General features: G+C 45.8%; 23 protein-coding genes and 1 tRNA gene. 15 read left to right on the forward strand and 9 right to left on the reverse strand.

What is annotated here, in order from left to right; all coding sequences use genetic code 11:
- Nucleotides 1-3: 3 nt before the first annotated feature.
- The gene (locus tag BC343_RS05940) at nucleotides 4-2,037 is read left to right on the forward strand and encodes a glycosyl hydrolase family 95 catalytic domain-containing protein (RefSeq protein WP_078346841.1); all 2,034 of its coding nucleotides are present in this window, start codon (nucleotides 4-6) and stop codon (nucleotides 2,035-2,037) included.
- A 103-nt stretch (nucleotides 2,038-2,140) separates the two neighbouring features.
- Complete coding sequence (locus tag BC343_RS05945) at nucleotides 2,141-2,692, forward strand: REP-associated tyrosine transposase (protein ID WP_078346842.1); 552 nt, start codon at nucleotides 2,141-2,143, stop codon at nucleotides 2,690-2,692.
- 185 nt (nucleotides 2,693-2,877) lie between these two features.
- Here BC343_RS05945 and treA read toward each other — a convergent pair whose 3' ends face one another.
- Complete coding sequence (gene treA / locus BC343_RS05950; RefSeq protein ID WP_078346843.1) at nucleotides 2,878-4,452, reverse strand: alpha,alpha-trehalase TreA; 1,575 nt, start codon at nucleotides 4,450-4,452, stop codon at nucleotides 2,878-2,880.
- Between the two features lie 69 nt (nucleotides 4,453-4,521).
- Nucleotides 4,522-5,190, reverse strand: coding sequence for a phosphatase PAP2-related protein (locus tag BC343_RS05955; RefSeq protein ID WP_078346844.1), 669 nt, complete (start codon nucleotides 5,188-5,190; stop codon nucleotides 4,522-4,524).
- Nucleotides 5,191-5,364: 174 nt separating this feature from the next.
- Between BC343_RS05955 and eat the strand changes: the two genes are divergently transcribed.
- The 8 genes from eat to BC343_RS05995 all read left to right on the forward strand — a co-directional run bounded on the left by eat (nucleotide 5,365) and on the right by BC343_RS05995 (nucleotide 13,397).
- On the forward strand, nucleotides 5,365-6,711 hold the full coding sequence (gene eat, locus BC343_RS05960; protein ID WP_078346845.1) for an ethanolamine permease: 1,347 nt from the start codon (nucleotides 5,365-5,367) through the stop codon (nucleotides 6,709-6,711).
- A 40-nt stretch (nucleotides 6,712-6,751) separates the two neighbouring features.
- Complete coding sequence (locus tag BC343_RS05965; protein WP_078346846.1) at nucleotides 6,752-8,137, forward strand: ethanolamine ammonia-lyase subunit EutB; 1,386 nt, start codon at nucleotides 6,752-6,754, stop codon at nucleotides 8,135-8,137.
- Nucleotides 8,125-8,892, forward strand: coding sequence for an ethanolamine ammonia-lyase subunit EutC (gene eutC / locus BC343_RS05970; protein ID WP_078346847.1), 768 nt, complete (start codon nucleotides 8,125-8,127; stop codon nucleotides 8,890-8,892). The genes BC343_RS05965 and eutC overlap by 13 nt, the downstream gene beginning before the upstream one ends.
- A 57-nt stretch (nucleotides 8,893-8,949) precedes the next feature.
- A complete protein-coding gene (locus BC343_RS05975) occupies nucleotides 8,950-9,450 on the forward strand; it encodes a hypothetical protein (RefSeq protein WP_078346848.1) in 501 nt (166 codons plus the stop codon).
- Nucleotides 9,451-9,648: 198 nt separating this feature from the next.
- Nucleotides 9,649-10,419 carry an FkbM family methyltransferase gene (locus BC343_RS05980; RefSeq protein ID WP_078346849.1) on the forward strand — a complete coding sequence of 257 codons (771 nt, stop codon included), beginning with the start codon at nucleotides 9,649-9,651 and terminating at the stop codon, nucleotides 10,417-10,419.
- Between the two features lie 176 nt (nucleotides 10,420-10,595).
- A complete protein-coding gene (locus BC343_RS05985; protein ID WP_078346850.1) occupies nucleotides 10,596-11,168 on the forward strand; it encodes a Crp/Fnr family transcriptional regulator in 573 nt (190 codons plus the stop codon).
- Nucleotides 11,169-11,477: 309 nt separating this feature from the next.
- A complete protein-coding gene (locus BC343_RS05990; RefSeq protein ID WP_078346851.1) occupies nucleotides 11,478-11,921 on the forward strand; it encodes a carboxymuconolactone decarboxylase family protein in 444 nt (147 codons plus the stop codon).
- Nucleotides 11,922-12,188: 267 nt separating this feature from the next.
- A complete protein-coding gene (locus tag BC343_RS05995; protein WP_078346852.1) occupies nucleotides 12,189-13,397 on the forward strand; it encodes a GAF domain-containing sensor histidine kinase in 1,209 nt (402 codons plus the stop codon).
- A 64-nt stretch (nucleotides 13,398-13,461) separates the two neighbouring features.
- On the opposite strand, the gene BC343_RS06000 is transcribed toward BC343_RS05995, so the two are convergent.
- A complete protein-coding gene (locus tag BC343_RS06000; protein ID WP_078346853.1) occupies nucleotides 13,462-13,806 on the reverse strand; it encodes a hypothetical protein in 345 nt (114 codons plus the stop codon).
- A 182-nt stretch (nucleotides 13,807-13,988) separates the two neighbouring features.
- On the opposite strand from BC343_RS06000, the gene BC343_RS31320 reads away from it, so the two are divergent.
- Nucleotides 13,989-14,594, forward strand: coding sequence for a hypothetical protein (locus BC343_RS31320; protein ID WP_202909735.1), 606 nt, complete (start codon nucleotides 13,989-13,991; stop codon nucleotides 14,592-14,594).
- A 33-nt stretch (nucleotides 14,595-14,627) separates the two neighbouring features.
- Nucleotides 14,628-14,924, forward strand: a complete 297-nt coding sequence (locus BC343_RS31325) for a sugar phosphate isomerase/epimerase family protein (protein ID WP_262493366.1) — start codon at nucleotides 14,628-14,630, stop codon at nucleotides 14,922-14,924.
- A 67-nt stretch (nucleotides 14,925-14,991) separates the two neighbouring features.
- Here the strand turns inward: BC343_RS31325 and BC343_RS06010 are convergent, their stop codons facing one another.
- A complete protein-coding gene (locus BC343_RS06010; RefSeq protein WP_078346854.1) occupies nucleotides 14,992-15,516 on the reverse strand; it encodes an OmpA family protein in 525 nt (174 codons plus the stop codon).
- A gap of 529 nt (nucleotides 15,517-16,045) precedes the next feature.
- Here BC343_RS06010 and BC343_RS06015 point away from each other — a divergent pair.
- Complete coding sequence (locus BC343_RS06015) at nucleotides 16,046-16,495, forward strand: KTSC domain-containing protein (protein WP_078346855.1); 450 nt, start codon at nucleotides 16,046-16,048, stop codon at nucleotides 16,493-16,495.
- 11 nt (nucleotides 16,496-16,506) lie between these two features.
- Here the strand turns inward: BC343_RS06015 and BC343_RS06020 are convergent, their stop codons facing one another.
- From BC343_RS06020 to ychF, 4 genes are all read right to left on the reverse strand, one after another.
- Nucleotides 16,507-16,860, reverse strand: coding sequence for a hypothetical protein (locus BC343_RS06020; protein WP_078346856.1), 354 nt, complete (start codon nucleotides 16,858-16,860; stop codon nucleotides 16,507-16,509).
- A gap of 116 nt (nucleotides 16,861-16,976) precedes the next feature.
- A tRNA-Arg gene (locus BC343_RS06025) sits at nucleotides 16,977-17,048 on the reverse strand.
- A gap of 166 nt (nucleotides 17,049-17,214) precedes the next feature.
- On the reverse strand, nucleotides 17,215-19,641 hold the full coding sequence (locus BC343_RS06030) for an outer membrane beta-barrel family protein (protein ID WP_078346857.1): 2,427 nt from the start codon (nucleotides 19,639-19,641) through the stop codon (nucleotides 17,215-17,217).
- Between the two features lie 188 nt (nucleotides 19,642-19,829).
- On the reverse strand, nucleotides 19,830-20,933 hold the full coding sequence (gene ychF / locus BC343_RS06035; protein ID WP_078346858.1) for a redox-regulated ATPase YchF: 1,104 nt from the start codon (nucleotides 20,931-20,933) through the stop codon (nucleotides 19,830-19,832).
- Between the two features lie 211 nt (nucleotides 20,934-21,144).
- Here ychF and mgtE point away from each other — a divergent pair, with 211 nt between their 5' ends.
- Together mgtE and BC343_RS06045 are read left to right on the forward strand one after the other, a co-directional pair.
- Nucleotides 21,145-22,515: a magnesium transporter gene (mgtE, locus tag BC343_RS06040; RefSeq protein WP_078346859.1), complete on the forward strand. Its 1,371-nt coding sequence runs from the start codon at nucleotides 21,145-21,147 to the stop codon at nucleotides 22,513-22,515.
- 53 nt (nucleotides 22,516-22,568) lie between these two features.
- On the forward strand, nucleotides 22,569-23,051 hold the full coding sequence (locus tag BC343_RS06045) for a DUF5362 family protein (RefSeq protein WP_078346860.1): 483 nt from the start codon (nucleotides 22,569-22,571) through the stop codon (nucleotides 23,049-23,051).
- 80 nt (nucleotides 23,052-23,131) lie between these two features.
- On the opposite strand, the gene BC343_RS06050 is transcribed toward BC343_RS06045, so the two are convergent.
- Nucleotides 23,132-23,452, reverse strand: a complete 321-nt coding sequence (locus BC343_RS06050; RefSeq protein WP_078346861.1) for a DUF3276 family protein — start codon at nucleotides 23,450-23,452, stop codon at nucleotides 23,132-23,134.
- Nucleotides 23,453-23,462: the final 10 nt, after the last annotated feature.

A 23,462-nucleotide genomic window follows, 5' to 3' on the forward strand; every position in this document is an offset into this window, starting at 1 on the left:
TTTATGAAGAAAAATATAGCGCTGGGCCTTGTGCTTGGCTTATGTGCATCGCTTAGCCTGAAGGCGCAAAGCCCCTGGGTAATAAAAGCCGATAAGATAGACCCTGCAAACTATTACGGTATTACGGTTGCCAATGGTATGATAGGGGTGGTATCGTCGCCGGAGCCATTTAAGGTTAAGAACGTGGTACTTGCCGGTGCTTATGACCAATATGGCCGCGGGCGGGTGAGTAACTTTTTGAATAGCTTTAACCTGCTGAATATGTACTTAGAGGTTGATGGCCGCCGCATTGACGCCAAAATGGTAAGCAACTTTAGGCAGGAACTGGATATGCAGCACGCCGCCATGACCACTACTTTCGATTATGGCGATAAAGCGACCATCAAATACACCTACTACTCGTTAAGGCAATTACCGTTTACCGTTTTGATGGATGTGGCTGTTACCGCCAAAAAGCCCATCAATATTACGGCTGCCAGCGTAATGGAAGCCCCCGATGCGCTGAAACAGGTAGAGAACTATTATAACGAGATAGATAGGCCGCATGTAACCATCAGCTTGCTTACCTCAACAGCTAAAAGCCCTACCGGGAAGCTGCAGCTTTGTGCATCAACATCGTTTTTGTTTAACGAAGAGCACGGCAAAGAGCCCCGCGTGATACACGAAATGTGGGATAACAACATGCACCTGATGAAGTTTAGCCACAAAATGGATGCAGGGCAGACTTACAGCTACGGTGTAACCGGTTCGTCCATAACCTCCGCACATCACCCCGACCCATTGAACGAAGCTGAGCGCTTAACCATTTTTGCTTTGCTGGAAGGCAAAGACAGGCTAATTAAATTCCACAACCAGGCTTGGGATAAATTGTGGGAAAGCGATATACAAATAGAAGGCGATGCACAGGCACAGCAGGATGTGCACAGCATGCTGTACCACCTTTACTCGTTCTCGCGCGAGGGGACAGCCTTGTCGCCATCGCCAATGGGTCTCTCGGGTTTAGGTTACAACGGCCACGTATTTTGGGATACCGACCTGTGGATGTATCCTGCCATGCTGGTGCTGCATCCCGAAATTGCCCGCTCGATGGTGGAATACCGTTTTGAGCGTTTAGAGAATGCCCGCAAGAATGCTTTTTCGCACGGGTTTAAAGGGGCGATGTTCCCATGGGAAAGTGCGGATAGCGGGGTAGAGGAGACGCCTGTTTGGGCGCTGAGCGGCCCCTTCGAACATCATATTACCGCCGACGTGGCCAACGCCGCCTGGAATTATTACTGTGTAACGCAGGATAAAGAATGGCTGCGCGAAAAAGGCTGGCCCATACTACAAGCCACTGCCGATTTTTGGACAAGCCGTGTAGAACGCAACGGCCGCGGCCACTACGATATCAAGAACGTGGTAGCAGCCGACGAGTGGGCCGAGAATATAGATAACAATGCCTTCACCAACGCTGCAGCACAGGTGAACCTTAAGAATGCCACCGCCGCCGCCAAAATATTGGGCCTAAGCGCCAACCCCGATTGGATGAACGTAGCCAATAACATCCCTATTCTGAAGATGGATAACGGCGTAACCGCCGAGTTTGCCACCTACAAAGGCGAAGGCATTAAACAAGCCGACGTAAACCTGTTAGCCTACCCGCTAAAAACCATCACCGATCCCGCACAAATAAGAAAAGACTTAGAGTACTACGAAACCCGCGTACCAAACGAAGGCACTCCGGCCATGACGCAAGGCGTTTTCGCCCTGTTATACGCTCGCTTAGGCAATGGCGAAAAGGCTTATCATTGGTTTAAAGATGCCTACGAACCAAACCTTAACCCGCCCTTCCGTGTAATAGCCGAAACAAAAGGCGGCACCAACCCATACTTCGCGACCGGCGCAGGTGGCATTATACAGGCTATGGTGATGGGCTTCGGAGGGATAGATATCACGCCAACAGGCATCACCCAAGTGAAAAGTAAACTCCCGCCTAACTGGAAATCGTTGAAGATAAGCGGGGTAGGGGTTAATAAGGTGACTTATACGGTGAAGTAGTGTCCGCTTTTGGTTTGCGATTGGGGACAATAACTGGTCTAAGTTTAGCGAAGCGTAACTTAGACCTAAAACACGGCAAGCATTCTGCTTGCGGAACACGACAATGGGGAGAAAATACAAATTCCACGAGAACGACAGCCTTTACTTTGTAAGTTTTGCAACGGTGAATTGGGTGGATGTATTTACGCGCCGAATTTATTGTGATATTATTGTTGATAGCCTGAAGTACTGTATTGAGAAGAAAGGACTGGAGCTATACGCATGGTGCATCATGTCCAACCATGTACATCTTATTATTAGTACTGAGAAAGGTAATTTATCGGATATTTTTCGGGATATGAAAAGGCATACCTCTAAAGCTATTTTAAAGGCCATTGAAGAGAATGCACAGGAAAGCCGAAGGGAATGGATGCTTTGGATGTTTAAACGGGCAGGGCAACACAATCCAAATAATGAGGTGTATCAGTTCTGGCAACAAAATAATCATCCGATAGAATTGTCGACCAACGAAATGATGCAGCAACGGCTTGATTATTTGCACAACAATCCAGTGGAATCCGGTTGTGTAGAATATCCGCCTGAATATCTGTATAGTAGCGCAAAGGATTATTACACAGATCAACCTGGCTTGTTGCCGATAATTTTAATAAGTTGAAAAGAATTCCTGGTCTAAGTTTAGCGAAGTCTAACTTGGACCTAAATCTTCGTAAGCACCTGCTTGCGAAGCACAGTTATGGATACGGCAGTTTGCAATGGGCAGTTCCGTTAAGCTGAAAGCTTAAACAATTTTAGGTCTAAGTTACGCTTTGCTAAACTTAGACCAGTGTTCGGGCTGATAACTTATTCCCCCTTCTTCTCCTCAAAATTATAACTGTTCATCAACTTTAAAAGCACCCCATTCGTCCAGCCGAAACCGTCTTGCAGGGGGTATTCGCCGCCGCCTGCCGTTAGGCTGGTATCTACCACGTTATATTTCTCTAATAGCTTTCCGGTCTGCTTAAATACCCGGATGTTGAGGGTCATCCAGCGGGTGGCTATGTCTTTGGCCAGTGCGTGATAGTTATAGTTCTCTAAGCCATCTATAGCAATATATTGCAATGGTGCCCAGCCGTTAGGGGCATCCCATTGCTGCCCGCTGAAGTTGAGCGTGGTTACCAGTCCGCCCGGTTTCAGAAAGTTGGCTTTGATACCATCTGCAACTTTTTTTGCCTGTACAGCGGTAGCAATTTTAAATTCGAGCGGGAAAGTACCTGCCAGCGTAGGGATGGCGCTCTTTTGGTTATTGGTCCAGTTATAGTCCACAAACCAAGCTGTTTTTTCGTTCCAGCAATATTTCAGGATAGCTTTTTTGCGGGCAGCTGCTTTGGCGGTGTAGATTTTATATTGCGCCGTATTGCCTTTTACCTGGTAGCTACGGGCAATAGTTAGCTCCATGTTATACATCAGGCAGTTCAGGTCTACAGGTACCAGGTCGGTAGTTTGTATAGTGCCAATTTTTGCCGGGTCGGTAAACCAGCGGCTGCTAAAGTCCCAGCCCGAAGCTGCCCCCGCGCGGATGTGATGGTAAAACTCTGGCAGCGGCGTTTTGGTGGTTTTGGCGGCATCCACATCTTTTATATACGATTCTTCGCGTGGTTGGTCGCTCTCGTCCCAATAGCGGTTCAGCAGCGTGCCATCGGGCATGCGCACTGCACGGTGAGTGGCTTTGCCTTTGGCTAAAGTTGCTCCGCCAAGCATCCAGTAATTATATTCTTTGATGAGTTGAGGCTGGTATTTGGTGTAAATGGTATTGCCCTCGCTTTTGGCCAGCAGGTTCACCATCATGGCGAAGAAGGGCGGCTGGGAGCGGGTGAGGTAGTAAGCGCGGTTGCCGTTAGGTATAAAGCCGTAGGTATCTATCAGGTATGCAAAGTTATCTACCATGTTCTCGATAACCTTTTCCTGGTGGCTTTGCTGCAGGCCCAGCATGGTAAAATAGCTATCCCAATAATATATTTCGCGGAAGCGGCCGCCCGGCACAATGTAAGGGTTGGGCAAGGCGGCTAATGACGATAGCTTGCTGCCCGCATCGGGCTTGCGCTGCAACACCTGCCAAAGCGTATCTATATGTTTGCGAATACCTTCTTCGATATTGGTTTGAAACGCATGCGTAGGTGAGGCCGGCGGCGTAAAGTTAAACAGCACGAATTCCTTCAGGTTGAAGCCGGTTTTACCCTTTTGCTCGTTGAACGATTTCATGATCTGGCTCGGCTCGTACTTGGGTGTACAATCCACAAAAGTTTTATTGTCAGGGAATATATCCGACGATTGCACCGCCTCGAACAAGCCCGGGAACAATTGGCGCGGTGTTTTCTGCTGGGCATGCGCGTAAGTGCCGGCGAAGGCCAAAGCGATCAGAATGATTTTTTTAAGCATAGGATAGCCGTTTATATTGGTACTAACGAGCTATAAAATTAAGATATTATGCTTTAAACACAAGCTTTTTTAAGCGTTGTTGCCGACGGATTTCGGAGGATTCTGCAGCTTTAGGAAACGGTTGGTTATGAGGAATATGATATACACAAAAACCGGGGCAGCCAGTACATCAATGGTGTAGTGGATATGTTGGATAAGTAGCAATACCATAACGCTTATGGTAGCGATAAAACTGATGATTTTATCCCTTCGTTTTTCGAGGCAGAGGAAAACCAGCACCATGGTAGAGGTATGCCCGCTGTAGAAAAGATCTTTCGTTATAACCTTGTTCCCATAGAAAATACCGGAGATAGGATCTATAAGATAAACCATACCATGCGGCGGGTTTAGCGCGAATAGCAGGATAGTGGCCATGCGGGTAAGGTTCACAAAAAACAGCGTCCAGGCGTATCTGATGTAGATATTGGGGTTGTATAACGCGCGCGATACGATAAGCCCGCCCATGCCCCAGATAAGTGCAAAAATAATGATGGATACGTTGTATGAGGGGATGCGCGCCAACAGCCAGTCGTTTAGCACCACGCCATTGCGTTTTTCGATGTAACCGAAAAAGAAAGGCATGCCCGATAAAATAAAGATGGTAACTACAGATGCCAGCAGTATTTTTGAACGGGTTTTAGGCTCCTGCAGGGCCTCTACCCAAATCTCTTTAATGGTACGTTTATTATTTTGCTGCACTACTAATGCTCGAATTATCAGGGCTGCAAAGTTAAAAATTAGTGCCAATATTAAGCAGGAGTTACATTAATATTAGATTAGAATGCAGTGTGGCGCGTTTTGCTATGTTTAACGCACTATATTTTCGATAGCCGTTAAAAAATCGTACCTTAAAGGCACATTTAACTGATCGGTTTGGAAAAAGTAGACACATCGCAGCTCAAAAAGGTGCTAAAACCTGTCCATTTGTGGGCAATAGCCGTAGGATTGGTTATCAGCGGCGAATATTTCGGTTGGAATTTTGGTTGGGATGTTTCGGGTACTATCGGCTTTCTGATCGCTACCATCATAGTTACGGTTATGTACGTAACTTTCATTTTCAGCTATACCGAACTCACCACTTCTATACCTCATGCAGGCGGCGCGTTTGCCTATGCTTATCGTGCCATTGGGCCAATAGGCGGATTAATAGCAGGCTATGCCACTCTCATAGATTTTTTATTAGCTACGCCGGCCATCGCTTTTTCGTTGGGGAGTTATGTGCACTTTTTGCATCCGGGCATTGGCGTGCTGCAGGCGGCGGTAACATTTAACATCGCTTTTATCCTGTTGAACATTTCTGGCGTAAAGGAGTCGGCTACATTTTCAGTTTTCATTACCATTTTGGCCGTAGGCGAATTATTGATGTTTATGGGCATAGTTGGCCCACATTTTAAAATGGATAATTTCATGAGTAATCCCATGCCTTTTGGCTGGAGCGGCGTTTTTGCGGCTTTGCCCTTTGCGGTATGGTTTTATTTGGCCATAGAAGGCGTTGCCATGGTGGCCGAAGAAGTGAAAGACCCTAGGCGGAACATTCCCCGTGGTTATATTTATGCTTTGGCAACGCTGGTGTTTTTGGCATTAGGCGTAATGATACTAACCGGCGGCGTTACCGATTGGCGCAAACTCAGCAAACTCGATTATCCTCTTCCTGAAGCTATTGGCATCGTTTTAGGCAAAGGCAGCGGACTAACGCAGATATTTGCCAGCATAGGCCTGTTCGGGTTGATAGCTTCCATACATGGCACCATATTGGCCTCATCCCGCCAGGTGTTCGCCATGGCCCGCAGCGGATATCTGCCAAAAGGATTGGCAAGTGTGAACAGCAGGTTTAAAACGCCACATTGGGCTATTGTTGTTGGCGGGCTTATCAGTTTTATTGCGCTGTTTACCAGCAATACGAGCGATATTTTGGTACTATCGGTAATGGGAGCAGTTACGATGTATATGATGAGCATGATAAGTTTATTTATGCTTCGCAAAAAGGAACCAAATTTAGAGCGTCCATTCGCCGCGGTGTTTTACCCGGTATTCCCGGCAATAGCGCTGGTGATATCTGCGGTTTGCCTGTTGGCTATAATGTATTATAATTTAAAAATAAGCCTGGTATTTTATGCCGGACTGGGTATAGCGCTGGCAGTGTTCGTTTTATTAAACAAGCATAAAGCAAAAATTATGGACGATGAGATGCTAAATGGGCCGCAAGCTATTTCGCTTTAAAACCATTCACCACTCACTAATTACTACTCACCAGAAAAACATGTACCGCCATACTATCCTCGGCAAAGTTTATAGCTTTGGTTCTCTTCGCGAGTTGCTGGCTAAAGCTTCTCCGCATCGCACGGGTGATGTGCTGGCCGGGGTGAATGCTACCAGTTACGAGGAAAGGGTTGCTGCGCAGATAACCCTTTCGGATGTACCGCTCACCGACTTTTTGAACGAGGCGGTTATACCTTATGAAACAGACGAAGTAACGCGGCTGATCATCGATAGCCACGATAAAGAAGCTTTCAAACTCATCAGCCACTTGACCGTGGGTGGCCTGCGCGATTGGCTGCTGCTGGAAGAAACTAATGCCGCCATATTAAAAAGTATTGAGGATGCACTAACGCCCGAAATGGTAGCGGCCGTATCAAAGATAATGCGCAATCAGGACCTCATAGCGGTAGCGAAAAAATGCGAAGTAATTACCCGTTTCCGCAACACTATTGGCTTGAAGGGGCACTTTGCTACTCGCCTGCAGCCCAACCACCCAACCGACGATCCGCGTGGTATCGCCGCCAGCCTGCTCGAGGGTTTGTTATATGGTAGTGGGGATGCTTGCATTGGTATAAACCCCGCTACAGATAGCCCGGCCGCTGTACTGAAGATAGTGATGCTGATTGACCAATTGCGCGAACAATTTGATATCCCCACACAATCCTGTGTACTCAGCCACATTACTACTACGCTGGAGTTAGTGATTAAGGGGGCACCGATAGATCTCTGTTTTCAATCTATAGCCGGTACGGAAAAGGCGAACGCCAGTTTTGGTATTAATTTATCCCTGGTACAGGAAGCTTACGAAGCAACACTTTCGCTTAAACGCGGTACCATCGGCCAAAATGTGATGTATTTTGAAACGGGGCAGGGGAGTTGCCTTTCGGCTAATGCTCATTTCGGGCTTGATCAGCAAACCTGCGAGGCAAGGGCTTATGCGGTGGCTAAGAGATTTAAACCACTGTTGGTAAACTCGGTAGTAGGTTTTATTGGTCCGGAGTATTTATACGACGGGAAGCAGATCACCCGCGCTGCTTTGGAGGATCATTTTTGCGGCAAACTACTGGGTCTGCCCATGGGGATGGATATTTGTTACACCAACCATGCCGAAGCCGACCAGGACGATATGGATAACCTGCTTACCTTGCTTGGCGTGGCGGGCTGTAATTTTATAATGGGTGTGCCCGGCTCTGATGATATTATGCTGAACTACCAGAGCACTTCCTTCCACGATGCTTTGTACCTGCGCAAAGTACTGGGCTATAAACCGGCGCCCGAGTTTGAGCAGTGGCTGCTACGGCAGGGGATATTAGATGACGATGGTAATATCCTGAAGGGAGCAAGCGAAAGATTGTTGAACAAAACCGGGCAGCTATGGCTAAGTTGATCAAACATCAGCCACACCCTGACGAGCCTCTTAACTTTTTAAAAGAGTTTACTCAAGCTCGTATAGCTTTAGGTAGCGCAGGCAGCAGCATACCCACCAAACCTGCTTTGGAGTTTAAGCTGGCCCATGCCCATGCACGTGATGCCGTATATTCGGTAATGGAAGTGGAGACCCTGGCTGATGCGCTGGAACAATTCCACCTGCCTGTTTTACACCTGTATAGCCAGGCCGCCAGTCGCGAACAATACCTGCAGCGGCCGGATCTGGGCCGCTTGCTCGACGAAACATCTGTAAACCGCCTGGCCGATCAGATAGCGAACGATGGCATAGTACTGATACTGGCCGATGGCCTATCGGCAACGGCCATCAACCAAAACGCGGTTGAATTGCTGCAACTGCTTATCCCCAAACTACGTGCGGCCAAATTAAAACTGGCCCCGCTTTGCCTTGTAGAGCAGGGGAGAGTGGCCATTGCCGATGGTATCGCTGCTGAACTGGGCGCGTCATTATCAGTAATTTTGATAGGCGAGCGCCCTGGATTGAGTTCGGCCGATAGTATGGGCGCTTATCTTACTTACATGCCCAAGCCCGGGCTGACCGATGATTCCCGCAATTGCATCTCCAATATCCGCCCCGAAGGTTTGCCGGTGGCACAGGCGGCCGACAAGTTGTTTTACCTGATACAAGAGTCGTTGAGCCGTAGGTTATCGGGCGTTGCCTTGAAAGATAACGAGGGACTGCTGCCTGATAAATAATTTCAATTTGCTGCAAAGCCATAATAATGCTGTATATTACCGCATTATATCATCCCTATGCAACCTAACCCAGCCCTCGAGTTAACCCCTGCAAAGTTTCTTCAGCGCATTACCATCATTCATCTGGCACTTGTAGCCGGGCAGATACTTGTTGCTATAGTAGCATTGGTGCAAACCGATAAGCTTGTCATCAATGTGCGTTACATGAATGACCCATTGCTATTTGTTGTACCTATTGCCGCTATGGGCGGGTTTATTGGTAGTAATGTATTGTACAAAAAGAAGATAAGCGAAATAAACCGGAATACCGCGTTGAAAAGTAAACTTACAGCTTATATCACGGTATTCATTATCAGGATGGCCGTGTTAGAGGGGGCCTCGTTGCTGGGAATCGTTGCTTTTTTGGTGACGGGGCAATTATTGTTCTTGTTGATATCGGCTGCTATCATTATTTATTCTGTAGCGCTGCGGCCCACTAAGCAAAAGGTGGAAGATGTTTTGGAGATGGATTTTAAGGAGAAAATGGCATTTGGGCAGGGGGATAGGGTGTTGGATTAATGTTCTGCAAAAAAACAATAGGCATTTATTTTAATATATTACTCTAAATATAGCCCATTGAAGCTACTAATTGCCCCAAGTTATTGAAAATGGATTTCCAAAGTCTGAGGCATTTATAAAGCTTTAAGGCTAATTAAATGCGATATATTTGCGGCTATATTTACAAAATATATCAACCTCTTTTGAAAAGCATTACAAATGAATCTATCATTACTATATAAACCTTTACGTTTGGTTGAGAGAGTTGCACTTGAAATAAAACGTAATCGCCGTTTCAAAAAGCTAAAAGGTACGCCAGCGGCAACTCTTGGTTTAGGGCATATCGATTCGATGGAACTTTTGGAAATTGTTCGGGATAATGCTGCGCCTACTTTACGGTTCAATATTTTCGATGTTGGAAGTAATGTCGGTACATGGACTTTGTTAGCTAAGGCGATTTTCCCAAATGCCAGAATAGATGCCTTCGAACCGCTGCAGGATCAAAATTTGCAATTTGAGGAAAATTGCAAGCGATTGGATAACATATATCTACACAAATTTTGTTTGGGTAGCGAGGAAGCAGCGGGGATAATTAACGTCTCCAGTTACCCTGATTCGTCAAGCTTGCTTGAAGCAACACCGCTTGAATTTGAACACTTCAAAATAAAAAAGGAAAGTGAGCTTTCAGTTGAAGTAAAACGCCTTTCGGGCTTAATTGATAACAGCACTGTGCCCTTACCGGATCTTATTAAACTTGATGTACAGGGGTTTGAATTGGAGGTTTTAAAAGGGTTGGGGGAATATCTAAATTCAATAAGCTATGTCATTTGCGAAGTATCATTTAAGGAATATTACTACGGCCAACCTCAATTTTTAGAAATCGCCAATTATCTTGCTGCTTACAATATACAGTTGTTTGCATTTGGTAACAATACACCCACAGGTACTGAGTTGAATCAAATAGACGTTTTGTTTAAGCGCCGTAATTAGGGATGAAAGTTCCAGTTAGGATACTTACCGTTGCCTGTTTATTGCGAATTGCCCAAAAGCGATTCGCCGGTTGTATGTGGTACAAATTATTGATGATATTGTGTTAAACAACTATGTCTAAATCGGTAAAAGAGATATAAAGGTTTGCTTATGAACTGGCGTAAATTTTAAACTACATGTACCCCGAACTTCTTGCCCATATTAAACGCTACATCAGCCTCACGCCGGAAGAAGAGGAGATGCTGTGTGCCCGCATGGAGCTTAAAAAGTTTAAGAAGAAAACCATGATACTGGAGCCTGGCAAGCACTGCGCCGGTAATTATTTTGTTCTAAGAGGACTGTTGCGCCAATATTTGGTCAATAGCAAACTAAACGAGCAAATTATCCAGTTCGCGTTAGAAGGTTGGTGGATAGCCGACCAGGACAGCTTGCTGAACAAGATTCCCGCTACTACGTATATACAAACAATAGAGGAGAGCCACGTGCTTTTACTGCATGAGAAAGACAGGATAGAACTCTTTCAAAAAATACCCGCACTGGAAAGCTACTTCCGCATTATGATGCAAAAATCGTTTATTGCTGCCCAGCGTCGCGTGAGTTATATCTTTAACCAAAACGATGAAGAGCGCTACCGATACTTCAGCAGCCTGTTCCCGGGCTTTGTGCAGCGCATACCGCAATATATGCTGGCATCGTACCTTGGCTTTACACCGCAGTTTTTAAGTAGGTTACGGGCTAAAAAGGTTTAGTTTGTTTAGGCTGGTTAATTTCACCGCGTATACTGAGGTAAAAACATGGGGGGGCTGAGTTTTGCAAACTCAATTAAGCCTACACGTGAAAATTTAAACTAATTACCACAATAACTCATTAATCCATTTACAAATCTCTGTGCCTCTCTGCAGGTTGCTGTCGCTCGGTGATTAGCCCCCCCCCCGCAAATCAAATTCGTGAAATTAGTTTTAATTAGAAAAATTCGTGTTCCCCCGTTTTCTTAAACTCAGTTCATTTTTTGAGACGTCTCTTATCCCCAACTTTGTCTCAACAAAAACAATAAGAAAATGAGCAGATTAAAATTAAACACCGCAGAACCCGCCGCCTATAATGCCATGTTAGGTTTAGAAAAATATATGGCAGGCAGCATTTTATCACCAAAACATAAAGAGCTGATCAAAATTCGTGCATCGCAAATAAATGGCTGTGCTTTTTGTATTGATATGCACACTCGTGATGCGCGCAAACTGGGCGAGACCGAACAACGTATTTATGCCTTGAACGCCTGGCGGGATACCAACTTTTTCGACGAGCAGGAGCAAGCCATACTGGCTCTTACCGAAGAAGTTACATTGATAGCCGGCAAGCACGTATCTAACGAAACCTATGACCGCGCCGCTTCGGTACTCGGGGAGAAATACTTGGCACAGGTATTAATGGCCATAATCATTATCAATGCCTGGAACAGGATAGGTATTACCACTGAGTTAATGCCGGAGTTGCAGAAATAAAACGAATGTATCGGGTGAATATGAATTTCACGAATTGAGGAGAATTTTCGCAAATGTGGGGCAGCAAATATTAGGTTGTGCCGCTCTGAGGCGATGAAGCTTGTCAAGATTGGTGAAATTCTTATTTATTCCCTTGCGTTTTTACGGTAAGACTTTCTCACATATCCTAAACGGCTGGTTAGGCACATTTTTTGAACGCTGAAAGGGTAGATAATAAACATCTGCCCCTAAAACAACGTAGAATAGGGCAGAAGCAATTTTAATAATATGCATACTACCCCGATGCCCCAAAACGAGATGGGCCGCATTATCAGCCTGTCCGACTACGACCTTGATTACACCAGTTTTCAGGATACGTTTAAGGACTTGGCCAAACTGGCGGCCAAAGTTGCCGGTACTTCTATCTCGCTGGTAAACTTGATAGATACCTTTACACAATGGACCATCACCAACCATGGGTTGGACATTGACCAGATGCCGCGCGAGGATTCGGTTTGCCAATACACTATATCCGTGCCCGAGCCGCATTTTGAGGTTAAAGATCTTACGGTTGATGACCGTTTTAAAGACAAATTTTACGTGGTTGACGACCCCAACCTGCGTTATTATTTCGGCATTCCTCTTAAAACAGATGAAGGTTATAACCTTGGTGCGCTTTGCGTTTTAGACAAGGACCTTAAAACTTTGCCACCCGAGAAGATAGAGATGCTGAAAATAATTGCTGATGAAATTGTGAACCGGCTAAAAACGCATAAAACCATAACCGGGCTTAAAAGCAAATTGCATGATGCTGTTGAAACCAAAAAGAAAGTGGCGCACGATATACGTGGCCCGCTGGGCGGTATAATAGGGCTGGCACAGGTTATCAGTGAACAGGGACACGAAAACGAGATAGATGAAGTATTAGAATTTATTAACCTGATACAACGCAGCGGCCGCTCTTTATTGGAATTGGCCGACGAAATATTGAGCACCGATTTGCCTAAAACTAAAGAACTTAAGACCGATGAATTTAACCTCATTGTTTTTAAGGATAAACTGGAAAAGCTATACACGCCGCAAGCCATCAATAAGAAGATCGGTTTCGTTATCAATACTTCGGTAAACTCATCTACCATTCCGTTCAGCAAGAACAAATTGCTGCAAATTACGGGCAACCTGATATCGAATGCCATGAAATTTACGCCTGTAAACGGCAAAATAACGGTTGACTTAAGCCTGAAGGTTGAAGAAACACAAAACCTGTTGCAGATAAACGTAACCGATACCGGCGTAGGATTGAATCAAGAGGCGATTGACACTATCCTGAAAGGTAAAGCAACGTCTACAGATGGCACCAGCGGCGAAGTCGGCTATGGTTTTGGTTTGGCGTTGGTGAAACATTTAGTCGACACGCTAAAAGGAACCATGCATATTTACTCTCAGCCGGGGCAGGGGGCAAATTTCGAGATACTGTTACCTCAGGCACAGGTTTAAACACCCTGCAATTCGGCCACTAAGCATTTATGCAACACGGACATAGTAACATGCCTGTGTTGCGTTATTTAAACTTAGAGATATGTTTGGTTTTGATAGACAGCACCATGCTTTTTCCAAGTGATATTTTCACGTTTCGGCCTTGCAGTAAGGGTTTCGCGCGCTCATCGGTAGTGAGTATTTCATAAAGGTCGCGCGCTACGGCAGAGCCGCTGATGTTATTAGTGGCTTTGCCGTTCTCCATTTCTAAATTGAAAGTGTAGCCGCTTTTGCCGCGATCGCCCGCCGAATCAAAATCTATGGCATCCAGGTTTAGCGTTTGTTCGGTTTCGGCACTGGCTTTAAGGCGCATGCGTATAACCGGTAAGTATTTATTCCAGGCTTTTTGGTATTTCTTCTCTAAACTCATGGGGTAAAGGTAACAATGTATAGGCAGCTATTGCCAACAAATTAATATTTGCTGTACCGGAAAGCATCATGCCTGTTGGCGCGACTATTGTGTCGTGGTAACACTTTTAATACAAACTTTGCTGCTATCAATAAAGTGATAACTTTGGTTTCAACCAAATTATCCAAAACCAATTAACATTTATGGAAAAGCATTACTTAAGCAGGCGCAGCTTTATAGGTGGCGGCGCTATTGCTGCCACGGCGTTTTTATTGTCAAGGTCGGCATTTGCAGGAGCTACTTTAAAGTCGGCCGGTAAACCCAACTCGCTGGTTAATGGCGTGCAAATAGGCGTTATCACTTATTCGTTTCGTAGCATGCCGGGTACCGCCGAAGACCTGCTGAAGTATTGTATCGACTGCAATATCAACGCGATCGAACTGATGGGTGACGCTGCCGAAGCTTATGCAGGTGCGCCAAAGCGCGCGCAGGGCGAAGACTGGGCTACATTTGCCCCCAAAATGGCCGAATGGCGCGCTGCTGCGTCTATGGATAAATTTGAAGAGTTGCGCAGGATGTATAAAGACGCCGGTGTGAACATCTATGCCTGGAAACCAAATGCCCTCGGTAAAAAGAATACCGATGCCGAAATTGAATACGCCTTTAAAGCCGGGAAGGCACTGGGTGCCAATCATGTTACCGTAGAACTGCCCGACGATGAACAAACCAAACGCCTTGGCGACTTGGCTGCTAAGCACAAAATGATGGTAGGCTACCATGCTCATACACAGGCCACGCCCACGCTTTAGGATACGGCCTTAAGTCAATCTGAATACAATGGTATCAACCTCGATATTGGCCACTATGCCTCAGGAACAAGCAGCAGCCCCGTGCCATTTATTGAGAAGTACCACAAGCGCATCACCAGTATGCATATAAAAGACCGTAAGTTTCATGATGGTCCCAACGCTCCATGGGGACAAGGTGATACCCCGATAAAGGAAGTAATGGCGTTAATGAAAGCCAATAAGTATAAGTTCCCCGCCACTATCGAACTGGAGTATAACCTCCCCGCCGGCTCGGATGCCGTGAAGGAAGTGAAGGTTTGCCGGGAGTATTTGGTGCAGGCATTGAGCTAAGCCAGCTGCAATAAAAAAGGGAGTTACCGATCGGCAACTCCCTTTTCGTTAACAAATAAAACAGCTATTACTGTTTTGTAATTTCTACACGGCGGTTAAGCACGCGGCCTTCTTCAGTTTTGTTGTCGGCAATTGGCTTGCTTTCGCCCCAGCCTTTTACAACCAAATTATCGGCGCTGATGCCGCTGTTGGTTAAGTACAGTTTTACTGCAGTAGCGCGCTCTACAGAAAGCTCCATGTTATGTTGCTCGGTACCTTCGGCAGATGCGTTGCCATTTAATGTGAATTTAACCGAAAGGTCTTTCTTCATTTCAGCAACGGCTTTATCCAAAATTGGGTAAGCTTCGGTTTTCAGGATACCTGAGTTAAACTCGAATTGAATTTTGCTGAAGTTGTAATCCGGTGGCGCTGGTGCCGGTGTAGTTTCTGCCGGGGCAGGAGCTGGTGCAGGCGCAGGTGCCGGAGCTGGTTTTGGCGCTTCAGCAACAGGTGCCGGTGGGGCAACTACAGCTTTCTTTGATTTACACGCCGGGAATAATACAGCAGCCGATAAAATTGAGGCCGCAAGAACGGTTGTTTTGAATAGTTTCATACTTCGATAGGGTTTCCGTAAAAGTATAAAACGTTCGTAAATTATGCATTATTGTTTTCGATAAAGTATATATCGGAGTTATAGCCTTCTTATTAAGTGCTTATATTAAGTATTATAAATTGATAATAAGCTAATTAACTCTTATTTCGTTCGTTCGGTCTGTGAGGGATTTGAATATTAACAGTTGCTTTACGTAGGCTAAATATGATTTGGGGTGGCTTTTTAATGTCGGAAACACTCACCTGTCGGGTCATAATAAATAATAGACCAACCGGGGGACTTAAATATTCTATATTTATTATAGTGATATACAATATCAAAACTATTGCTACAAAAGTTATTGTAGTAGTGCGGTTTCTATGAAATCATCCCATTATTTAGCTTCGGTTACACTCTCTTCCTATTTCCTGATCATCGTTGCACAGCAAATTTATAAATCGTACCTTTGCGGCATTATTTGGCTGGGCTGATGGAGTGCTTATCTGTCTCATTTTCAAATGGTAATTTAAATTTAACGCAGAGATAACAGATGAAAAAGATAACAGATTACCGCAGGCTTTTAGGCGTTACCGAAAATGCTGAACTGCAGGAACTAAAAATGGTTTACCGCGGCCTAATGAAAACCTGGCACCCGGATAAGTTTCAGCATAGCGAAGAGGAGAAAGCAGATGCCGAAGAAAAAAGCAAGGCTTTTATTGAAGCCTATCATTTTTTGGTAAGCATAGCTCCCGAAACTCGTAACCAAACCATAGCCGAATACACTGCGACTACCACACAATCGAACATTGCTGATTTTGAGTACAAATCGCAGGTACTTAAAGTATGGTTTTTAGATGGTGCCGAATACGAATACTTTGGCGTACCACGCGCTGTTTACGTAAAGCTGGTAAATGCCGATTCGCCGGGCCGTTTTGCACGCAGGCATATTTTTAACGAATACATATACCGCAGCGTAAGCAAACTGGTGGCCAGCGCCTAAGCAAAATTACCTTAATTTAACTGGCCAAGTATATGCCCGGCTACTTGTTGCTGATCGGCCGAGGATAGTTTTTCGCCAAGGTAGCTCCAGTTACCTTGTTCGCAAATGCTTATTTCGCCCAGGTGGTCTTTTTGGTTAATGTTATCCAGCCCGGGCAGGTTGTCGCCAATTTCGCCGGCAATGCTCAGGTGGTTAAAAATGCTGTCGTTTTTTTCTTTAGAGCGGTAGATGGCATACACGGGCGCATTTTCGCAGTTGGCATGGCTGGTATTCATCGGCTCAAAATAAACATGAAGCGTTTTGCCCTTATCGGTAGTAAAACTTAAAGATGGGATGTTGAGGTGGTTTGCGGTTGCGTATTCCATAGCTGTTAGTTTTATACTATAAAGTACAATCGTTAGCTATAAATGGTTCTTAAAAATTACAAAAAGCTGACCACCGCAAAATAAAAGGCCCCGCTTGTTTAAAAGCAGGGCCTTTGTGCTTCCGATGAGATTCGAACTCATATCAACGGCTTCGGAGACCATTATTCTATCCATTGAACTACGGAAACAATGCGGCGCAAATATAGGATAATTATGTTAGTCGTGTCACGTCATCCTGAACTTGTTTCAAGACCCCATCATACATTTCCACTATGCATTTCTGCTGTTCATGTTCATTACCTGCCGTGTGGGGTTCCGAAATAAATTCGGAATGACGCGTAGGGGAGTCGATGCCTACCCATTCCCAACCCTGTCCATCTCGTCACCCGCACCGCCGCTGCTGCGCCTTACGGCTTTGTATTGCTTGCCAAAGCGATAGGTGAACGATATGCTGTATACCCGGCTATCCCTGCGCAGCATAAAATATTCGGTAGCATTTGGGAAGGTAGTGAAGCCTTCCATAGCGTTGGTGTAAAACACATCGCGTGCGCTGAGTTTAATGGTGCCCTTTTTACCTAATATGGGGCGCGATACCCCTACCGACATTTGGCCCGTGGGGTACAACAACTCAGCAATATCGTTACGGGCGCGGGTGGTATAAAAGCCCGATAGCTCTGCCGTGTATTTGCCAAAGCTGAACTGGTTATTGGCGTTCAGGTTCAGTTGGTCTATTTGGGTGGCGTATACATTGCCGTTAAAACCTTTCAGCTGTTTATGGTTGTACTGCGCCTGTGCCGTTACCTGCCACCAGCTTGCAGGGGCAGTTGTTAGCGTTAGCGAAGCGCCAAAGTTGTAGGTATTGCCTACGTTGCCCTGGGTGTACAGCAGTATGGCATCGTTATTTGGGTCGGACACAAATATTTGAGAGAAGTAGTTTTTAATACTGCTGAACGATACCGCCGTGCGCAGCAAGCTTTTGTATTGGTGGCTCAGCTCAAAGTTCCAGCTGAATTGCGGCAACAGGTACGGGTCGCCGGTGCTGTAGGTGTATTTGTTAATAATGAGGTAAAAAGGGTTCAGATTCTGGAAAGGCGGGCGGTCTATCCTGCGGCTGGCGGTAAGCGTAAAGCCATTAGCAGTATCGGCCTGGAAGCTTAAATACCCGCTCGGGAAAAACTGCCCGTAGGAGCGAGTGAACGACGAATCTTTTTGCAAAGCGTTACCCATTTGGTTGGCATCGTAACCTGTATGCTCGTACCTAACGCCAAATTGCCCGGTCACTTTACCGAATTTAGTGTCGTACGAACTGTAAAGCGCATTTATCTTCTCCTTATAAATAAAGTGGTTGTTCTTCACATTGTCTTCTACCCAGTTGCCGCCCTGCAGGTTTTGGTAATAGGCCAGGTTATCGGTATTGCTGAAAGATGATTTACCGCCAAATGCGAGTATATCGTTTTGGTTAAGTTTAATGGTATAATCTGCTTTAGCTGAACCTATACTGATGCTGGTGGGGATATTCCCGCGCGAAATTTCCTCGTAACCGTTCGGCCCGCTCAATTCATTGCGGAAGTTTTGGTCGGCTTTAATGTCGTAATGCAGGTAATCGGCATCAACGGCGAGGTCCTGGTCGGCCGATACCTTGTGGCGAAGGTTGAGGTTAATGGCGCCGTTCTTAAAGCGGTTCTTGTTGGTATTGCGGGTGTAGATAGATGAATCGGTTATGCCTTGCGGACTCTGCCAATCTGCATTGGCGCGGTTGCTGCCGTTGCGCCGGGTGGCTATGCCGGTAAGCGCAATGCCAATGGTGGTTTTATCGCTCAGGTAATAATCGAAACCCGTTTTAATGGTATTGTTAAAATTGCTGGCGGGCGAGTAGGAGTATTGGTCCAGCATAGCGGTTAGCTGCTGGTTGCTGTCGTAATATTTTCGCAGCGCATAAATGCTGAAAAAGTTCTCGCTGTAGTTGAGGCTATAATTGAAAAATGTATTGAACTTTCCCGAACGGAAATTAAGTATCAGGCTGTTAAAAGTTTTGGCGTAAACGCCCTGCGCATAGGTATTGCTAAGCGAGCCATTAAAGCCCTTTATGGTGTTCTTTTTGGTTTTGATGTTGATGATACCCGCATTGCCGCTGGCATCGTACTTGGCGGTTGGGTTGGCTATCAATTCTATCTGCGAAATTTGGGTAGAGCTCATGCTTGCCAAAAAGTTGGCCAATTCGGTACCCGAAAGATAGGTAAGCTTATCATCTATCATCACTTGCGCGCCCGCCTTGCCGTTCAGCGCAATACCGCCATTACGGTCAACAGTTACACCCGGCGAACGCTCCAATACCTCCAGCACAGTGCTGCCTGTGTTGGTTACCGAGGCATTTACATCTAATATTACCTTACCTTGCTTGTAGCTCACAGGCGGCGTTTTGGCAGTAATGGTAACCTGCTGTAAACCCGTACTGCTGGCTTGCAGGGTAAGGGTATCAGCAGTGCTGCCGGGGAAATGATAAACCTTGCTGGTTTGCGCTTTATAACCGGTGTAACTAACTAAAAAAGTATAGTCGCCGGTTTTAATATTGTGGAATGTAGCAACGCCCTTCAGGTCGGTGATAATGGTTTGGATAACCGTGTTGGCTTTTTGCAGCTTCACGGTTGCCGCCTCGGCAGGCTGATTTTTTTCGATAGATACCTTCAGCGAAAAACTATAGGCGCCTGTTTGCTGGCTGTTGGCAGTAAACCCAAAAAGGCACAGCAAAGCTATGCAAATAATGCTTCGTAAAAATATCATCGATCAGCGTGTTTTTTGATAAGACAAAAGAGGGTTGCCCAACGTTACAAGATGCTGAAAAATATTGATACTAAACGCCGAACACCGAATCCTGAACGCCGAATTTCGAAGTAAAGCTACTTCATCATTCGATATTCAAAATTCGGTGTTCGAAATTCTTGCTCCCCCTTCAGGGGGCTGGGGGACTTTTACACATTAAACCTAAAGTGCATAATGTCGCCATCCTGCACAACGTAGGTTTTGCCTTCTACGCCCATTTTGCCGGCCTCTTTTATGGCAGCTTCCGAGCCGTTGTATTTTACAAAGTCGTCGTATTTAATTACCTCGGCGCGGATAAAGCCTTTTTCAAAATCGGTGTGGATAACGCCTGCGGCTTGCGGGGCGGTGAAGCCCTGCGTGATGGTCCAGGCGCGTACTTCTTGCACACCAGCGGTGAAGTAAGTAGCCAGGTTAAGCAGGCGATATGCTGCTTTGATCAGCTTGGTTACGCCCGATTCGCTTAAGCCAAGGTCGGCCAAAAACATCTGGCGGTCTTCGTATGAATCCATTTCCGAAATTTCTGCTTCTATCTGGGCAGAAATGATCAGCACTTCAGCGTTCTCTTCTTTAGCAACGGCCCTTACTTTTTCTACGTAAGCATTGCCGTTAACTACCGAGCCTTCGTCAACATTACAAACGTACATTACCGGTTTAGCGGTAAGCAGCCATATATCGGCAATGTATTCCTGGTCTTCTTCGGCAACGGCAGCAGTGCGGGCGTTTTTACCTTCCAGCAGGTGGTTGCGATAGATGGTAAGCACATCGTATGCTTTCTTAGCATCCTTGTCGCCACCGGTTTTGGCCATTTTCTCTATCTTCGATATCTTCTTTTCTATCGAATCAAGGTCCTTTAGCTGCAGTTCGGTATCAATGATCTCTTTATCGCGGATAGGGTCAACCGAGCCGTCAACGTGTATTACGTTATCGTTATCAAAGCAGCGCAGTACGTGGATGATGGCGTTAGTGGCGCGGATGTTGGCCAAAAACTGGTTGCCCAAACCTTCGCCTTTGCTGGCACCTTTCACCAAACCGGCAATATCAACTATCTCGATGGTGTTGGGTACTATGCTTTTAGGGTTTACTATTTCGGTAAGTTTGGTAAGGCGCTCATCCGGAACGGTTATTACGCCCACGTTTGGCTCTATGGTGCAGAACGGAAAGTTGGCCGCCTGTGCCTTTGCATTTGATAAACAGTTAAAAAGTGTTGATTTACCCACATTCGGCAAACCTACTATACCACATTGTAAACCCATTTGTTGTTTTTTAAGTCCATAGTCGATGGTCCATAGTCCATAGTATTCAGCGTATTTCGGCTATCGACCATGGACTATGGACCATTGACAAATCAGGCGCAAAGATAACACAAAAAAAGCCTTGAAATTTGAAAAAATAAACGACTTTTGCGGGCGTTACCGAAGGGTATAAAACAAGTATAAAACGATGTAAACACAAGGGGGGCTTTTTATGGAAGAAATGGTTGAGCAGGTAGAATTGCTACTGGAACAAGAGGATACAACACAGCTGCAAGAATATTTAAACAACCTGAATATTTCTGACGTAGAAGAACTTATAGGCGAACTGCCCGAACATGGCCCCAAATTCATCGCTACGCTTTCGCTTAACCGCGCGGTGAACGTTTTCCGTATTCTCGATTTCCCCACACAGGAACGCATCATCAAAAAACTCACCGGCGAAAAGGTCGGCGAGATCATAAACGCCCTGCCACCGGACGACCGTACCTCGTTTTTCGCTGAATTGCATGGCGATGCCGTAAAGAATCTCATCCTGCATTTAAGTCCCGCCGACCGTAAAGAAGCGCTGGTTCTGTTAGGTTATGAAGAAGACAGCGTTGGCCGTTTGATGACGCCCGATTACATCGCCGTTAAAAAAGGCTGGGACGTAACCCGAGTACTTTCGCACATACGCCGTTATGGTAAAAACTCCGAAACCATTGACGTTATTTACGTGATCGACGAGAACGGCGTACTGCTTGACGATATCCGTATCCGCGAAATACTATTGGTAAAACCCGAAACCAAGGTAAGCGACCTGATGGATGGCCGCCTAATAGCCCTTGACGCCAACGACCCGCAGGAAGAGGCCATCAACGTGTTCAGGATGAATAACCGCACAGCTCTACCGGTGACAGATAGCGAGAACATATTATTAGGCATAGTAACGGTAGATGATATCCTTTGGATAGCCAACGAGGAGTATACCGAAGACATCCAAAAGATAGGTGGTACCGAAGCGCTGGACGAGCCTTATTTGGATATCAACCTGTTCAAACTGGTGAAAAAGCGCGTGGGTTGGCTTATCATTTTGTTTTTGGGCGAGATGCTTACCGCAACCGCTATGGGCTTCTTCGAGCATGCTATAGAGAAAGCGGTGGTGCTGGCACTGTTCATCCCGCTTATTATTTCCAGCGGGGGTAATAGCGGTTCGCAGGCCTCTACCTTAATTATACAGGCCATGGCCCTGGGTGAGGTTACTATAGCTGACTGGTGGCGTGTAATGCGCCGCGAGATTATTTCGGGCCTGATGCTGGGCGTTACGCTGGGTATCATAGGCTTTTTGCGGATAGCAGCCTTCAGCATGTTTAGCGATATGTATGGCCCGCATTGGATGTTGGTTGGCCTAACCATAGGCGTATCGCTTATAGGGGTGGTGCTTTGGGGTTCGCTCTCGGGTTCTATGCTTCCGCTTGTGCTTAAAAAATTTGGTGCCGACCCGGCTACATCGTCTGCACCCTTTGTAGCCACGCTGGTTGATGTTACGGGGCTTATCATCTACTTTACGGTGGCCGTATTGTTTATGAGCGGGGTATTGCTGTAGGTTTATTCGGTGCTTTTATGTAGGTTTAAGAAATTTAAACTTAACACCTTATAATGGACACCACACATTTTCCTGATGCGGCCGACGAGCCGCAATTACTCATTTCTATTGATGCAAAGCAATACCTGCAAACGGCAGGCAAATGGGCAACCTTTTTAGGTATTGTCGGTTTCATCATGACAGGGCTTGTTGCCGTTATGGCCCTATTTATAGGCGCTATATTTGCGGCTATGGCGCAGTTTAACCCCATGATGGCCGCCATTCCCGCCGGTGTAGGCACACTACTTACGGTTGTTTACCTTTTAATGGCTTTACTTTCGTTTTTCTTTGCTTTGTACCTGTTCCAGTTTGGCAGCCGGGTAAAAAAGGCAATTGCGTTTAACGATACGGCAGAGGCAGCGCTCGCTTTCAGCAAACTAAAGTCGTTTTTTAAGCTTTGGGGGATAATTACCATCGTTGTTTTCGCCTTTTATATATTGGCGTTTGCGTTCGGCATTGTAGCAGGCATTGCAGGTGCAGCGGGTGCGCATGCATAAGGCTGTAAAACAAAAATACCCTGCCTTTTGGGCGGGGTACCTTTGCTTGTAATATTTAGGTTTAAAGTAGGGCCTAATATTTAGTAAGAGAAATCTTCGTCGGCCTTGGCAACTTCGTGGCCTTCGCTAAACTCGTAGCGTTTCTCTACAACTTCCTGGTGGTCTTTTATGTAATCTACCGTTTCTTTCAGTCCTTCTGCAAATTTTTCAAAGTCCTCTTTGTATAAAAATATCTTGTGCTTTACAAAAACACCGTCTTCTAAACGCTTTTTGCTCTCAGTAATAGTAACATAGTAATCGTTAGAGCGGGTTGCCTTTACATCGAAAAAATACGTCCTTTTCCCGGCTCTCACCTTTTTGGAGTACACTTCCTCACGTTCTCTGTTGTCAAAATCTCCCATAAATGCTAAT

Source organism: Mucilaginibacter pedocola, from assembly GCF_002013915.1.
In the GTDB taxonomy this organism is placed as follows: Bacteria; Bacteroidota; Bacteroidia; order Sphingobacteriales; family Sphingobacteriaceae; genus Mucilaginibacter; species Mucilaginibacter pedocola.

Excerpts from the sequence above, each read along its gene's own strand:
- mgtE (WP_078346859.1), top strand. The coding sequence starts at position 21,145 with ATGGAAGAAATGGTTGAGCAGGTAGAATTGCTACTGGAACAAGAGGAT.
- BC343_RS05940 (WP_078346841.1), top strand. The coding sequence starts at position 4 with ATGAAGAAAAATATAGCGCTGGGCCTTGTGCTTGGCTTATGTGCATCG.
- treA (WP_078346843.1), bottom strand. The coding sequence starts at position 4,452 with ATGCTTAAAAAAATCATTCTGATCGCTTTGGCCTTCGCCGGCACTTAC.
- BC343_RS05980 (WP_078346849.1), top strand. The coding sequence starts at position 9,649 with ATGAATCTATCATTACTATATAAACCTTTACGTTTGGTTGAGAGAGTT.
- BC343_RS05945 (WP_078346842.1), top strand. The coding sequence starts at position 2,141 with ATGGGGAGAAAATACAAATTCCACGAGAACGACAGCCTTTACTTTGTA.
- BC343_RS06000 (WP_078346853.1), bottom strand. The coding sequence starts at position 13,806 with ATGAGTTTAGAGAAGAAATACCAAAAAGCCTGGAATAAATACTTACCG.
- BC343_RS05975 (WP_078346848.1), top strand. The coding sequence starts at position 8,950 with ATGCAACCTAACCCAGCCCTCGAGTTAACCCCTGCAAAGTTTCTTCAG.
- eutC (WP_078346847.1), top strand. The coding sequence starts at position 8,125 with ATGGCTAAGTTGATCAAACATCAGCCACACCCTGACGAGCCTCTTAAC.
- BC343_RS06015 (WP_078346855.1), top strand. The coding sequence starts at position 16,046 with ATGAAAAAGATAACAGATTACCGCAGGCTTTTAGGCGTTACCGAAAAT.
- ychF (WP_078346858.1), bottom strand. The coding sequence starts at position 20,933 with ATGGGTTTACAATGTGGTATAGTAGGTTTGCCGAATGTGGGTAAATCA.
- BC343_RS06050 (WP_078346861.1), bottom strand. The coding sequence starts at position 23,452 with ATGGGAGATTTTGACAACAGAGAACGTGAGGAAGTGTACTCCAAAAAG.
- BC343_RS05985 (WP_078346850.1), top strand. The coding sequence starts at position 10,596 with ATGTACCCCGAACTTCTTGCCCATATTAAACGCTACATCAGCCTCACG.
- BC343_RS05990 (WP_078346851.1), top strand. The coding sequence starts at position 11,478 with ATGAGCAGATTAAAATTAAACACCGCAGAACCCGCCGCCTATAATGCC.
- BC343_RS06010 (WP_078346854.1), bottom strand. The coding sequence starts at position 15,516 with ATGAAACTATTCAAAACAACCGTTCTTGCGGCCTCAATTTTATCGGCT.
- BC343_RS06045 (WP_078346860.1), top strand. The coding sequence starts at position 22,569 with ATGGACACCACACATTTTCCTGATGCGGCCGACGAGCCGCAATTACTC.
- BC343_RS31320 (WP_202909735.1), top strand. The coding sequence starts at position 13,989 with ATGGAAAAGCATTACTTAAGCAGGCGCAGCTTTATAGGTGGCGGCGCT.
- BC343_RS06030 (WP_078346857.1), bottom strand. The coding sequence starts at position 19,641 with ATGATATTTTTACGAAGCATTATTTGCATAGCTTTGCTGTGCCTTTTT.
- BC343_RS05965 (WP_078346846.1), top strand. The coding sequence starts at position 6,752 with ATGTACCGCCATACTATCCTCGGCAAAGTTTATAGCTTTGGTTCTCTT.
- BC343_RS06020 (WP_078346856.1), bottom strand. The coding sequence starts at position 16,860 with ATGGAATACGCAACCGCAAACCACCTCAACATCCCATCTTTAAGTTTT.
- BC343_RS05995 (WP_078346852.1), top strand. The coding sequence starts at position 12,189 with ATGCATACTACCCCGATGCCCCAAAACGAGATGGGCCGCATTATCAGC.